Raw genomic sequence first — 13,655 nt, 5'->3', positions numbered from 1 at the left:
GATCCTAGAGGGCGGGGACCGCGCCTAGTGTGCGTGCCTAGAATGTCTGTCAGGAACCTCACAATGCCGAGCAATGTTGGAGACACCATGACTACTGACACGTCGACAGTCCGGCAGCTCCCCGCGATCCACGTTGCCGACAGCCACGATCTGATCAGTGTGCAGGGCGCCCGGGAGAACAATCTCAAGGACATCAGCATCGAGATCCCCAAGCGGCGCCTGACGGTGTTCACCGGGGTGTCCGGATCGGGCAAGAGCTCACTGGTGTTCGCGACGATCGCCGCGGAGTCCCAGCGCATGATCAACGAGACCTACAGCGCCTTTGTGCAGGGGTTCATGCCTAACTTGGCGCGGCCCGACGTGGACCACCTCGACGGGCTGACCACGGCGATCATCGTTGACCAGGAGCGGATGGGCGCGAACCCCCGCTCCACGGTGGGCACTGCCACGGACGCCAACGCCATGCTCCGGATTCTCTTCAGTCGGCTGGGCACGCCGTACGTCGGGCCGCCCACGGCATTCTCCTTCAACGTCCCGACGCGGAAGGCCAGCGGTGTGATGAGCACCGAGAAGGCCGGAGGCCGGGTGGAGAAGGCCGTGGTGCAGAACGTTGTCTATCTGGGCGGCATGTGTGCGCGCTGCGAGGGCATGGGCTCGGTCTCCGACTTCGACCTCACGGCCTTGTACGACGACAGCAAGTCGCTCGGCGACGGTGCACTGACCGTCCCCGGCTACAGCATGGACGGCTGGTACGGCCGGCTGTTCGAGGGCATGGGACTCCCGATGGACAAACCGATTGCCACGTTCACGAAGAAGCAGCTTGAGACGATGCTGTACTCCGAGCCCACCAAGATCAAGGTTGAGGGCATCAACCTCACGTTCGAGGGCATCATCCCGAAGATCCAGAAGTCCATGCTGTCCAAGGACGTCGAGGCGATGCAGCCGCACGTGCGGCGCTTCGTGGAGAGCGCCATCACTTTCCAGGCCTGCCCCGAGTGCGAGGGCACGCGGCTCAGCCCCGAGGCCAGGTCCTCAAGGATCCAGGGCAAGAACATCGCCGACCTCTGCGAGATGCAGATCAGCGACCTGGCCGAGTGGGTCCGCGAATTCGACGAGCCGTCGGTTGCGCCGCTCCTCAAAGGCCTGCGGCACCTCCTTGACTCGTTCGCCGAGATCGGGCTGGGTTACCTCTCCCTCGACCGCCCGGCCGGCACCCTCTCCGGAGGAGAGGCCCAGCGCACCAAGATGATCCGGCACCTGGGGTCGTCCCTCACGGACGTCACCTACGTCTTCGACGAACCCACCATCGGCCTGCACCCGCACGACATCGAGCGGATGAACCAGTTGCTGCTTCAGCTGCGGGACAAGGGCAACACCGTGCTCGTCGTCGAGCACAAGCCCGAGACCATCGCCATCGCCGACCACGTGGTCGATCTCGGTCCCGGCGCCGGCACCGCGGGTGGCAACGTTTGCTTCGAGGGCAGCGTGGAGGGGCTGCGGGGGAGCGACACCATCACCGGCCGCCATCTCGATGACCGGGCCAAGGTCAGGGAATCAGTCCGCAAACCGTCCGGCGTCCTTGAGGTGCGTGGCGCCTCCACGCACAACCTGCAGAACGTGGACGTGGATGTTCCGCTCGGCGTGCTCTGCGTGGTGACGGGTGTGGCCGGTTCCGGCAAAAGCTCGCTGATCCACGGTTCCGTGGCAGGACGTGACGGCGTTGTGGTGATCGACCAGGGCGCCATCAAGGGCTCCCGCCGCAGCAACCCCGCCACGTACACGGGCCTGCTCGAGCCGATCCGCAAGGCGTTCGCGAAGGCCAACGGCGTGAAGCCGGCACTGTTCAGCTCCAACTCCGAAGGTGCCTGCCCCACCTGCAACGGCGCGGGCGTCATCTTCACCGAGCTCGGCGTGATGGCCACCGTCGAGTCCACGTGCGAGGACTGCGAGGGCCGGCGGTTCCAGGCGTCGGTGCTGGAATACACGCTGGGCGGCCGCAACATCTCCGAAGTGCTGGCCATGTCCATGACAGAGGCTGAAGTGTTTTTCAGCGAGGGGGAGGCCCGCACGCCCGCCGCCCACAAGATCCTGGACCGGCTCGTCGACGTCGGGCTCGGTTACCTGACGCTCGGCCAGCCGCTCACCACCCTGTCCGGCGGCGAGCGGCAGCGCGTCAAGCTGGCCACGCAGATGGCCGAGAAGGGCGACGTCTACGTCCTCGACGAACCGACCACCGGCCTCCACCTCGCCGATGTCGAGAACCTGCTGGGCCTCCTTGACCGGCTTGTTGAGTCCGGCAAATCGGTCATCGTCATCGAGCACCACCAGGCGGTCATGGCGCACGCCGACTGGATCATCGACCTCGGTCCCGGCGCAGGGCACGACGGCGGCAAGGTCGTTTTCGAGGGCACGCCTGCAGAGCTTGTGGCCGCCAAGCCCACGCTCACCGGCAAGCACCTCGCGGCTTACGTCGCCGGCTGAATGCCGGTGCCCGGGAAGAGTGCCCGGGAAACGTACCCGGGAAGCGTGTGCTGCCGCTGCCAAGGGAAGTTCGCCTAGGCTTGAAGGACGCCAACCCTAGGGAGCAGTACACCCATGCGATCCATCCGCCGCCAGTTGCTGAGCGTTGTGCTCGGGACCTTCGTTCTTGCCGCCGCGCTGCTGGGGTTTTCCGCCCCGGCGACGGCACATGATGCGGCCGAGTCAAGCAGCCCCGCACAGGGCGCCACGGTGGCCACAACGCCGGAACACGTCTCCGTCACCTTCAACAAGAACCCGCTGGGCATCGGCGCACAGTTCTCCGTCAAGGATTCCGCCGGGGCTGAGTGGGCGGACGGCGCTGTTGAGATCGTGGACAGCACTGCCACCCAAAAGCTCAAGGCCGGCGCTCCGGCGGGGGCGTACACGGTGGCCTGGCGGGTGGTCAGCTCGGATTCCCACCCGATTGAGGGGACATTCGGCTTCACGGCGACCGCCGCGGCGGCGGGAGCCGCGCCCTCGGGAACATCGTCGGCGGGAGCCGCGCCGTCGGCCGCTGTTCCCACGATGGGAACCGCGCAGCCGGGAACCGTGGCAGCTCCGGCCCCGGCCGAGGACGCGTCCGAACCGTTCCCCTGGAGCCTGGTGCTCTTTGCCGCAGTGGCCGTCGGGCTGCTGGTGGCCATCGGTATCCTCGCGAAGCGCCGCCTCGACGCAGGCAGCGACGACGAAACCGAACAAGCTTAGACGGCGGCGGCGCTTTCCGGGTGGACCGTGGCCTGGACCGTTGCTGAAATGGCCTGGCCCACGGTCTTCGCCTGACGCAGGACTTCCTTTGGTGAGGGCGTGATGAGCTCGCCCACTCCCACGAGGTAGATGCCGATCTGCCGCATGGCTGCCACCAGGTTGCGGCCAACCGTGATGCCGAAGTCGCTGAGCATGCGCCGCAGCTGGCTGTGCGCGCACCGGGTCAGCACAATGTTGTCAGCCAGCAGGATTCCGTTGGGCGTATGGACTTCCCACTTGCCGGACGGGGAGCCCGCGGCTGTTCCCGCAGTATTTCCGCCTGGTGCGCCGCCCACCATGGTCAGCTGAACCGCCCGGGTGGTGTTGCGGACATCCATGTGGTGGCTGGCGGCGTAGTTGCGCAGGTGGCGGAGGATCTCGTTGCGCTCCCGGAGGGAGTCGGAGTCGGCTGCGTCGCAGCGTTGCAGTGAAGCGGTGTTGGCCGGTTGTCCGGCGCCGAGGATGTCGAGCCCGTCCACCACAATCGCGTCCACACCGCGGCGGCGCAATTCTGCGCCGACAGCCAGGCCTGAGAGCCCCGTGCCGATGATCACCGTGGTGGTCCGTTCGGTCCCGCCATTCAGAGGCATGCTTGACACTACAGTTTTCCTCCTTCAAAGGCTTTCGGATGCAGGCAGCGTTGCCCCGCATGCGTTCCGTTACCCCCAAAGTTCGGCCGCAGCACCGGCCCGGGACGCACCTGAATTGGGCGTCGGCGGACCGGCAGTGCCTCGAAGACTACAGAACATTCAGGGCCGTGGATAGCCCAAACACAAACATTCTTCTTATCGTTGAATACGGTTGCCACTCCGTTTGCCATGGGCTGTGAATAACCCGCCATCCAGCGGTCCGCAGCCGCTTGCTAAGTGTCTGCGGACCGAGAATAGTGAGAAGCGGAAGCAGGGTTCTCCAGCCCGTCGGGGCCCACATCGCGGCCGGTGCGGGCGGAGGGCGCCGCTTCTGGCAGAATAGCCGCAACATAAGGCAGTATCGCGAGGAGGCGGCCCGATGGGCGCACAAGAGATGCATCCGGATCCGGAACAGGACCGGGCCGGAAATTCGGCTGCTCCGGTGGGAATTGTTGTGGGGGTGGATGGATCCGACCACGGCCAGTGCGCTTTGGTGTGGGCTGCCCGGGAAGCCGAGCGCCGCCGTCGGCCGTTGCATATTGTCACCGCGTATTCAGTGCCGATCTTTGCGGCGTCCGGGCTGGACGGCGGGTACGCCACCGTGGATGATTCCGTGATCCGCGAGGGCGCTGAAGCGATCGTCAAACAGGCGCTGGACAAGGTTTCCGGCTACAACATCGAAGTTGACGGCTCCGTGGAGAACGGCGACGCCTCGGGTGTGCTCCTGGAAATGTCCGAGACAGCCGATCTGCTGGTGTTCGGCACCCGCGGCCGTGGCGGATTTGTGGGACGCCTGCTGGGCTCGGTGAGCAGCGCCCTGCCGGCTCACGCCAAGTGCCCCACGGTCACGGTGCCGCTGGTGTGTTCGGACCGGCTGGGCGAAACCACCGAAGACAAGCGCATCAGGGCCGAGCAGGCCAAGCCAGGACACAAGCAGGTCGAGAACGTTGTGGTGGTGGGCGTGGACGGGTCCGAACAGGCACGCATCGCCGTGCTGGAGGCTGCGGACCAGGCTGAACGGCTCGGGGCAACCCTGCGCGTGATCTGTGCGGTGCCGCAGTTCAGCGGCTCCCTGGCCTGGGTTCCGGCCCCCATGGACCGCAAAGCCCTCTTCGATGACATCCGGGTCCAACTTAACGCCGGGATGGCCTGGCTAAAAAGCCACTACCCCAACCTTTCCGTGGAGTCGGAACTGCTGGACGGTTCGGCCGTGGATGTTCTCGTTGAGGCCAGCCGGCACGTAGAACTGGTGGTTGTGGGCACCCGGGGCCGTGGCGGGTTCACCGGCATGCTCCTGGGCTCCACGTCCGGCGGTGTGCTCCACCACGCCAAGAGCCCGGTCCTGGTGGTTCCGGACCGCGACGATCCGCGGCTGGCGGACCGGGCGCAGTTCGGACCGATCCCCGGCGCAGCCTGACCCATCACCTTCGCAGCAGGAGGCATGAAAATGCCTGACACCGGCAGTTCGTCTCCCATCCTCGGATTGGAGGCGGTCACCGCAGCAATGATTCCCCTGGTGGGTGGCAAAGCGGCCAACCTGGGGGAGCTGCTCGCCGCCGGGCTGCCCGTGCCTGACGGATTCTGCCTCACCACGGAGGCCTACCGCGAGGCGGCCGCGGGCCACGCGCATCGAACGGACGGCCTGCTCGCCGCCGTCCACACTGCTCTTCAGGCAACGCCCGACGGCGACCTCCCCGCCCTGGCTGTGCTGGCGTCCCGGGCCCGGGGTATTATCCAAAACGCCCCGGTCCCCACCGAGGTGGCCGCCGCCGTCGAACAGGCCTATGCAGCCCTGGGGGACAACGTTCCGGTGGCCGTCCGGTCCTCAGCCACTGCGGAGGACCTTCCGTCGGCGAGTTTCGCCGGCCAGCAGGACACTTATCTGAACGTGGTGGGCGCTGCCGCCGTCGTGGAAGCCGTGCGCAACTGTTGGGCCTCGCTCTGGACGGACCGGGCGGTCAGCTACCGGGCAAGCAGGGGGATAGACCCGGCCGCGGTGGCGCTGGCCGTGGTGGTCCAGCGGATGGTGGACGCCACCGCCGCCGGTGTGCTTTTCACCGCGAACCCGCTGACGGGCCGCCGGAGGCAGGCCGTGATCGATGCCAGCCCGGGCTTGGGGGAAGCGGTGGTGTCCGGGGCCGTGAACCCGGACCATTTCGTCGTTGACCCGCTCACCGGGCGGGTCCTGGAACGCCGGCTTGGGGACAAACGCATCGCGGTCCGGCCCATCCCCGGCGGCGGCACACGGACCCTGGCTATCAGCAACGGCGGGGCGGCGGCGTGCCTGACGGACAAGCAGGCCGCCGAACTTGCAGCCTTAGGCCACCGGGTGGAGGGTCACTTTGGCTCGCCGCAGGACATTGAATGGGCCATTGCCGGCGATGGTCATTTCTGGCTGACCCAGTCGCGGCCCATCACCACGCTGTTCCCGGTACCGCAGCGGGCCGCCGGCGGGGCGGGCACGCGCGTTTACCTTTGCTTCAGCCTGGCGCAGGGCCTGACCCGCCCCATCACGCCCATGGGTCTGGCAGCCTTCCGGCTTATTGCCTCCTCGGTGGCCCGCGCGGCGCAGTTCGATGTGCCCGAGCCGCGCAGGGGTCCGTCCCCTTACGCAGTGGCGGCCCAACGGATCTACTTTGATCTGACCGCCGTAGCCCGCAGCACCACCGGCCGACGGATCGTTCCCCGCGTCTTTGACGTGATGGAAGCTCGCTCGGCCACGGTGCTGCGCAGGGTTTTCGAGGACCCACGGTTTTCCGTGACTCGCAGGACGCCGCTGGGCTTGCTGCGGCACGTGGTCCCGGCGGCGGTGCATGCCAGGGTGCCGGAGACGCTGCTCCGGGCCGTTTTCCGCCCGGACGCGGCCCTCCGCAGGACCAACCGGCGGGCGCGCGAGTTCGCCGACTCCCTCGAACCGCCCGCCGGCCTCACCCCGCTGCAGCGCCTGGACCACGCCGAACACGTACTCGGCACGCGCATCTTCTCGGTAGTGCCGTCCATCCTGCCGCTTCCGGCTCTCGGGTTCGCTGCCCTCGCGCTCGCCGGAAAACTGCTGGGCGGCGGCCGGTGGGATGACCTGCAGGTTGTGCTCCGCGGGCTGCCCAACAACGTCACCACGGAAATGGACCTGGAGCTGTGGCGCCTCGCCCAGGTGATTAAGAACGACGGCGGTTCCCGCGCCGCCGTGACGGACCGAAAACCCGCCGATCTGGCCGAAGACTTCCGCGCGGGCCGGCTGCCCGCGGTGCTGCAGTCCGGGCTGGCGCGGTTTATGGGCCAGTACGGTCACCGGGCGGTGGCCGAGATCGATGTCGGGATGCCGCGCTGGTCTGATGACCCCACCCACATCCTGGGTGTCCTGGCCAACTATCTCCGGCTCGAGGATTCAGGGCTGGCGCCGGATGTCCAGTTCAGCAACGCTGCTGAGGAAGCGGACGCCTGCGTTGACCGCCTCGTCGCGGAGGCGCGGAGCCGCGGCCGGCTGCGCGGGACGGTGGTCCGGGCGGCACTGCGTCGGGTTAGGCTTTTCGCCGGACTGCGCGAGCTGCCCAAGTACCAGCTGGTGGTGGGCCTCGCCGAAGTTCGGAAGCAACTGGCCTTGGCCGGCGCGGCGCTGGCTGCGGCAGGGGTGGTAGCCGACGCGGATGACGTCTTCTTCCTGGACCTGGATGAAGCCCGGACCGGCCTCGATTCGGGAGCTGCTGACCTCCGGGACCTGGTGGCGCAGCGGCGCGCGGACTACGCCGTGGAACTTGAACGGCGCCACATACCCCGGGTCCTGCTGTCGGACGGCACGGAGCCGGAAGCCATTCCATCCGGCGACGCTGTGACGGCATCCAAGGTGCCGGGGGCACTGAGCGGGAGCCCGGCGTCGGCCGGTGTTGTCACAGCGGCCGCCCGCGTGATCCTCGACCCGGTGGGTGCGCATCTGGAACCGGGAGAAATCCTGGTGGCGCCGTCCACGGACCCCGGCTGGACGCCGTTGTTCCTCACCGCGGGCGGACTGGTGATGGAGATGGGCGGACCAAATTCGCACGGGGCCGTGGTGGCGCGGGAGTACGGCATCCCGGCGGTGGTGGGCGTCCCGGACGCCACGCTCCGGCTCTTCACCGGGCAGGAAATAACGGTCGACGGCGGCGCCGGAACCGTGGTGCCGTCGTAGCCGGAGTGCCCTTCGGCATGACTTCCAGAAGGGGACGTGTGCGGTGGTGGTCCCCAGGCGTAACCTGAAGTATGGGCTCCAAGGATGAAGCGGGGCTGGCATGAACCGCGCATGGCTGCGCTGGGTGCCTGCCGCAGCTGTACCTGCAGTGATCGCCGCCGGTGTGCTGGTGGGATCCATTCCGGCGCGGGCCGGCGATCCGCTGCCACAAAAGACTCCGGCTGAGGTCCTGACCCTCCTGGGCCAGCACAACACCAAGTCATTCTCCGGAACAGTCCAGCAGTCCGCCGAGCTGGGCCTGCCCGAACTGCCGGCCGCCGGTCCGAGCTCCGGACCGGTGTCGGCCGGCGGGGCCGCGTCGGTCCTGGAGTTCCTGACCGGCGAACACACCGCCCGGATCTTTATGGACGGGCCAACCAAGATGCGGGTCCAAGTGATGGACCGGCTCGCTGAACGCGACGTCATCCGGCGCGACAACGACGTGTGGTTCTACAACTCCAAGGACAACAGCGCCGCCCACCTGGCCCTGCCGGCGTTCGCCAGCGACCTGCCGCTGCCTGCGCCCGGAGTTCCCGCCCTGCCTGGACCTCCCGCACCGCCCGGCGACCTGCCGGGTCCGGACCTTCCGAAGCCCGACCTGCCCTTGCCCATCCTGCCCGGCGAGTTCGTGCCCGGCCCGCCCGTAATGCCGACGCCCGAGGATCTGGCCCGGAAGTTCCTCGCCGTCGTGGACAGTTCCACCGAGGTGACGGTGGGTCCGGACGTCGAAGTCGCCGGCCGGTCCGCCTACAGCCTGGCACTGGCGCCAAGGACGCAGGGAACACTGCTTGAGAAAGTTGCCATCGCCGTCGACGGCGAGACAGGAATGCCGCTGCGCGTAACTGTGATGGCACGCGGCCAGGCGGAACCGGCTTTTGAGGCCGGCTTCACCAGCCTGTCCCTGGCGGCCCCGGACGACTCCGTGTTTACGTTTGTTGCCCCGCCGGGCGCGACGGTCAAAGAGCTGCCAGTGCCGCCGGTCCCGTATATGCCCGGCCGGCCAGCCCTCCCGCCCAGTCCCGGTGGGATTCCGCCCGGCGTGGTTCCGGACAGCGGCCCGGACCAGCCCACCGCGCCGGACCAGCCCACCGCGCCGGACCAGCCCACTGCGCCGGACCAGGTTCCTCCGGACGCGGTTCCGCTGGACCAGCCCACCGCCGTGCCGGAACAGCTCCCCGTCCCGGACAAGGTTCCCGGCAGCGACGACAGCGTGCGGCACCGTGACGCACCCCGGCCAACAGTGACCGGCAAGGGCTGGGAAACCGTGATCTGGTTCCCCGCGGCACCCGGCGGGCAAGGGGCTGCCTGGACTGAATCCTTGCTGAACGATCCGCTCCTGTCCCAGGCCGCCGTCGTCGTTCCTGGCGGACGGCTCCTGTCCACGGCACTGGTCAACGTCCTCCTGACGGACGACGGCAGGATCTTTGTGGGGATGGTCCCGGCGGAGCGGCTGCAGGCCGCCGCCGGCGCGGCGTGACTGCGGCCGGGGGGACAGCGGGCCCCGGGATAGCCGCAGCTAGGACTACTTCCGCAGGCAATGGGACGGCCGGGCTGACCATCGAGACCCAAGGCCTGACCAAGCGTTTCGGCCACCAACTGGCGGTCGACAACGTGGACCTCGCCGTTCCCCACGGCGCCGTGTTCGGGTTCCTGGGCCCCAACGGTTCCGGCAAAACCACCACCATCAGGATGCTGTTGGGCCTTGCCGCGGCGTCGGCCGGAACCGTCAGCGTCCTGGGCCTGCAGATGCCGCAGCGCCTGCACGACGTCCTGCCGCGCGTCGGTGCGCTGGTGGAGGGGCCGGCGTTTTATCCGTTCCTTTCCGGCACCGCCAACCTGCACCGCCTGGATGCTGCCAGCCGGCATGCGGCGCCCGCAACCCGGACCGCCCGCGTTGCTGCCGCGCTTGAGCGGGTGGGCCTCTCGCACGCCGCCGGCAAGCGGGTCCACGCCTACTCCCTGGGTATGAAGCAGCGGCTGGGGATCGCCAACGCGCTGCTGTCGCCGCGGGAACTGCTGGTGCTCGATGAGCCCACCAACGGGCTGGACCCGCAGGGAACGCGGGAAGTGCGGAGCCTGGTCCGGTCGCTGGCCGCCGACGGCGCCACCGTCTTCGTCTCCAGCCACCTCCTGGCAGAAGTGGAACAGATCTGCACGCACGCGGCCATCATGAGCGCCGGGCGGCTGGTGGCCCAGGGCCCGCTGACGGAGCTCCGCCAGGCCGGTGAGACCCGGATCCGCCTGTTAACGCCCGACGCCGGGACGGCCAGTGAGGTCCTGCTGCGGTTGGGCATGTCCCCGGAGAGAAGCCTTGAGGCCGGAACACCTGAACCGGACGGGGACGTGCTGACCGCCGCCGCGGCTGCGTCCCGGCTGGCGGCCCCGGAGGACATTGTGGCGGAGCTCGTGGCGGCCGGGGTGCGCGTGCGGGGCTTTTCCGTTGAGCGGGAAAGCCTGGAGGAGCGCTTTGTGGCGCTGACGGGGGAGGGGTTCGACATTGCCCAATAGTGCTTCCGACGCCGGTAGTTTCCCTTCAGCCAGCAGCGTTCCTGATGCCAGTACTGGTTCCGAAACCAGCAGTGGTTCTGGGCTCAGGAGCGCTCCAGGTGCGCCGTCGAGCCTGTCCCTGCTGGCGTCTGAGCTGAAGACGCTGTTCCGGCGTCGCCGGACCGCGGCCATGCTGCTGGCGCTTGCCGCGATACCGGTGCTGATCGCCGTCGCCGTCCGGCTCTCGTCATCCGTTCCTCCCGGAAGGGGACCTGCCTTCTTGGACCGGATCAGCCAGAACGGGCTTTTTGTCGCGGTCGCGGCGATGCTGGTCTCGGTGCCGCTGTTCCTGCCCTTGACCATTGGCGTCGTGGCGGGCGATACCATCGCCGGCGAGGCCAGCCTGGGCACGCTGCGGTACCTGTTGGTGGCGCCCGCCGGGCGCGTGCGCCTGCTGCTGGTGAAGTACGCGGGAGCGCTGGCGTTCTGCCTGGCCGCTCCCGTCACCGTTGCGCTGGCCGGGGCAGCGATCGGAGCTTCGCTGTTCCCTGTTGGGCCGGTGACGCTCCTGTCCGGCGACGTCGTCCAGCCCCCTGAGGCCGCGCTGCGGCTGGTCCTGATTGCTGCCTACCTTGCGGTGTCCCTGGCAGGACTCTCGGCGATCGGCCTGTTCCTGTCCACCTTGACGGTGGTCCCGGTGGGCGCCATGGCCGCCACTGTGGTGCTGTCAGTGGTCTCGCAGGTCCTGGACCAATTGCCGCAGTTGGAATGGCTGCACCCTTGGCTGTTTACGCATTACTGGTTCGGCTTCGCGGACGTCCTGCGCCAACCGGTGCTGTGGGACTCTTTTACCAGCAACGCGCTGCTGCAGGCGGGCTACATCGCCGTGTTCGGGGCGCTCGCCTATGGCCGGTTCGTCACCAAGGACGTTCTGTCCTGAGCCTGAACCCGTGGACCCGTGGACCCGTGGGCCGGGTGCCTAGGGCCGGTCAGTAGCGGGCAGCGTAAGGGTGGAGCTGCATCCCGGCCATCCGGCTCAACTGGGTCAAGCCGATGCCCTCGTCCGGGTTCAGCGCCTGCACTACCTGGCCGTTGCCCAGGTAGATGGCCACGTGATAGAGGCCCGGGGCCGAGCCCCAGACCAGCAGGTCGCCGCGCCGGGCCTGCCAGATAGGCACGTGAACGGGAGCTTACTTACCGGCCAGCTCGCGCACCGTGGAGGCGGTGGGGCTCTGCTTGGCACTGATCTGGTCTGCGGCTGCGCAGACGCGGCCTTTCGCGCTGAGGTCAGCCATGGTAAACGCTACCGAGTAGTAGCGGTCGATGGAAGGTTCAAGCCAACGCTCATGCCTGACGTTGGTTCGGCATTAACGGCACTTTTATCGAGCCCGGTGACCCACCGGCTGAGACTACAGCTTAGCCTGAATCCACCGGCCCGCAGGGGCGGGTAGCCTGAACGGTTTCGGCGGGTTTTGCTGCACGCGGGCAGGGCAGGGCTGGGTGCCGGGCCTTTCTGCCCTTCGGAGTTCCACTGCTGGTCCTGGTTGCGCCGTGTCGGCTGGGTTGACGGGTTTCAGGCGGTTTGGGACGGCGGGTAGACGTGGTCGAAAAGTCGCTGCCATGGTGTTTGCCAGGGCCAGGCTTCGGGCAGGTGGAGCCTCACGCGCCGGGCCGAGGACGCCACGCGGGCGGGCACGTTGATGAGCTTGTCCCGGATGGTCGCGGTTTCGGCTTTGCTGAAGCGCCCGCCGGCGAGGGTCCCCGCGGCGCGGGTGAGGTTGAACGCCATGACCGCGGCGACGAGCCAGGCGGCGTTCGCGTTGAATTTCCCCGAGGGCATCGAACCCAAAGCGGAATTCTTCAGATCGGCGTGGACCTGTTCAATTACGGCGTGCGCGCGGTGGGTCTTGTCCGCGGCCACCGTGTCCAGCACGGATGGGTCGACGGTGGTGAAGAACGCGTGGAACCGGTGCGCCTCGAACAGGGGTGTCCTGCCCGGTGGCGGCCTTGGCGTTCAGTTCCGGGATCCGCCGGACGACGAGGGCGGCCGGTGATCTGCTCGGCCTTCTTCTTCGAGGTGAACGCGGTGAACCGATTGCGGCGACTTCGCCGTCGGAGATCCATTTACCGCTGTCTTCGTCGAAGATGGCGTTGGAGTATTCGATCTTCTCCCACGCGGTCCCGGGGATCTTCGCCCCGGCCCGGCCCGGTCCGGGCGGCGGCAGCGGCCACCGCATGGGCGTAGAACGCCGAATCGGAGCGCATCAGGACCATGCCCGTCGCACCGGCGGAGCGCAGCCGGGCCACGGTGGCCAGCAGGTCGGAGGTGAACTTACCGGCACCGCGGGCGGAGTTTGCCGCGCCCTTGCGCAGTCTCGCGGCGGCGATGAACGGGGCCGTCTTTTTTGGTGGTGACGGTGCCGATCAGGGCGTTGATCCCGCGGACGCCGGAGTAGCCGTAGCCGGAACCCTGTTTCTCATAGCCGTAGACCTCCTTGATCGTGTCGTCGATATCGACCAGAGCCAGATCATCGATCCCGGCGGCCAGCGGGGTGGCCCTGTGAGATTGATCAGCCAGCGGGCCGCGGGCGCCTCGAGCTGGCGGACGTGTCCGAAGGTGAACCCTGCGCAGGAACGAGCCCAGCGTCGAGGGCGTGTAGGTGCCTTTGAACAGTTTGCGCCGTTGCGCCGTGGCGCAGGATGCCCATGTCGTCGATGCAGTCCGCGCCGGCGGACACCCCGGCGACCAGGGCCGAGACAATACTCCGGCACCTTCACGTGCTCGTCGATCAGGTCGCCGAGCCCGGTATCTGCGGCCAGGCCCATGACCGGGACCAGCCCGGCCGACGACACGAGATTCGGATCATCGAACGCGCTGGAACCGACGCCCGGGTATGGAAAACTTTCATCTACGAGGTGCTCCGATTTTCGCGGGATTTTGACTCTCAACAAGTCCAATTTTCCCCGAAGAGGCGAGTTCCAGTGATCGATGCAACACCCCCTGAAAACCGGGAGTTGCAACACCCTTGGAATCACCACTGAAAGACCGTTCTTCCTTAACGGAAAAATCGCCC

Annotated in this window: 8 protein-coding genes and 2 pseudogenes; 7 read left to right on the top strand and 3 right to left on the bottom strand. The window is 67.8% G+C overall.

Annotation, left to right across the window (positions count from 1 at the left end; all coding sequences use genetic code 11):
- Window positions 1–87 precede the first annotated feature (87 nt).
- Together NG698_RS14555 and NG698_RS14550 are read left to right on the top strand one after the other, a co-directional pair.
- The gene (locus NG698_RS14555) at window positions 88–2,481 is read left to right on the top strand and encodes an ATP-binding cassette domain-containing protein (RefSeq protein WP_252610709.1); all 2,394 of its coding nucleotides are present in this window, start codon (window positions 88–90) and stop codon (window positions 2,479–2,481) included.
- 114 nt (window positions 2,482–2,595) lie between these two features.
- The gene (locus NG698_RS14550; RefSeq protein WP_252610707.1) at window positions 2,596–3,225 is read left to right on the top strand and encodes a copper resistance CopC family protein; all 630 of its coding nucleotides are present in this window, start codon (window positions 2,596–2,598) and stop codon (window positions 3,223–3,225) included.
- Here NG698_RS14550 and NG698_RS14545 read toward each other — a convergent pair.
- Window positions 3,222–3,854 (bottom strand): NAD(P)/FAD-dependent oxidoreductase, encoded by a 633-nt coding sequence (locus NG698_RS14545; protein ID WP_104063146.1) that lies wholly within the window; start codon window positions 3,852–3,854, stop codon window positions 3,222–3,224. The genes NG698_RS14550 and NG698_RS14545 overlap by 4 nt on opposite strands.
- 418 nt (window positions 3,855–4,272) lie before the next feature.
- Between NG698_RS14545 and NG698_RS14540 the strand changes: the two genes are divergently transcribed.
- From NG698_RS14540 to NG698_RS14520, 5 genes are all read left to right on the top strand, one after another.
- On the top strand, window positions 4,273–5,310 hold the full coding sequence (locus tag NG698_RS14540) for a universal stress protein (RefSeq protein WP_104063147.1): 1,038 nt from the start codon (window positions 4,273–4,275) through the stop codon (window positions 5,308–5,310).
- A 24-nt stretch (window positions 5,311–5,334) separates the two neighbouring features.
- Window positions 5,335–8,055: a PEP/pyruvate-binding domain-containing protein gene (locus NG698_RS14535; protein WP_252610705.1), complete on the top strand. Its 2,721-nt coding sequence runs from the start codon at window positions 5,335–5,337 to the stop codon at window positions 8,053–8,055.
- A 100-nt stretch (window positions 8,056–8,155) separates the two neighbouring features.
- A complete protein-coding gene (locus NG698_RS14530) occupies window positions 8,156–9,571 on the top strand; it encodes a LolA family protein (RefSeq protein ID WP_252610703.1) in 1,416 nt (471 codons plus the stop codon).
- A 74-nt stretch (window positions 9,572–9,645) separates the two neighbouring features.
- On the top strand, window positions 9,646–10,602 hold the full coding sequence (locus tag NG698_RS14525) for an ABC transporter ATP-binding protein (protein ID WP_252600671.1): 957 nt from the start codon (window positions 9,646–9,648) through the stop codon (window positions 10,600–10,602).
- Window positions 10,603–10,723: 121 nt separating this feature from the next.
- The gene (locus tag NG698_RS14520; RefSeq protein WP_256471112.1) at window positions 10,724–11,521 is read left to right on the top strand and encodes an ABC transporter permease; all 798 of its coding nucleotides are present in this window, start codon (window positions 10,724–10,726) and stop codon (window positions 11,519–11,521) included.
- A 49-nt stretch (window positions 11,522–11,570) separates the two neighbouring features.
- On the opposite strand, the pseudogene NG698_RS14515 reads toward NG698_RS14520, so the two are convergent.
- Window positions 11,571–11,771: pseudogene (locus NG698_RS14515) on the bottom strand (NlpC/P60 family protein); the annotation flags it as partial.
- Window positions 11,772–12,154: 383 nt separating this feature from the next.
- Window positions 12,155–13,490: pseudogene (locus NG698_RS14510) on the bottom strand (IS1380 family transposase).
- Window positions 13,491–13,655 lie beyond the last annotated feature (165 nt).

This window comes from Pseudarthrobacter raffinosi (assembly GCF_023913735.1).
Lineage (GTDB): Bacteria > Actinomycetota > Actinomycetes > Actinomycetales > Micrococcaceae > Arthrobacter > Arthrobacter raffinosi.
This window is presented reverse-complemented; position numbering and strand designations above follow the sequence as displayed.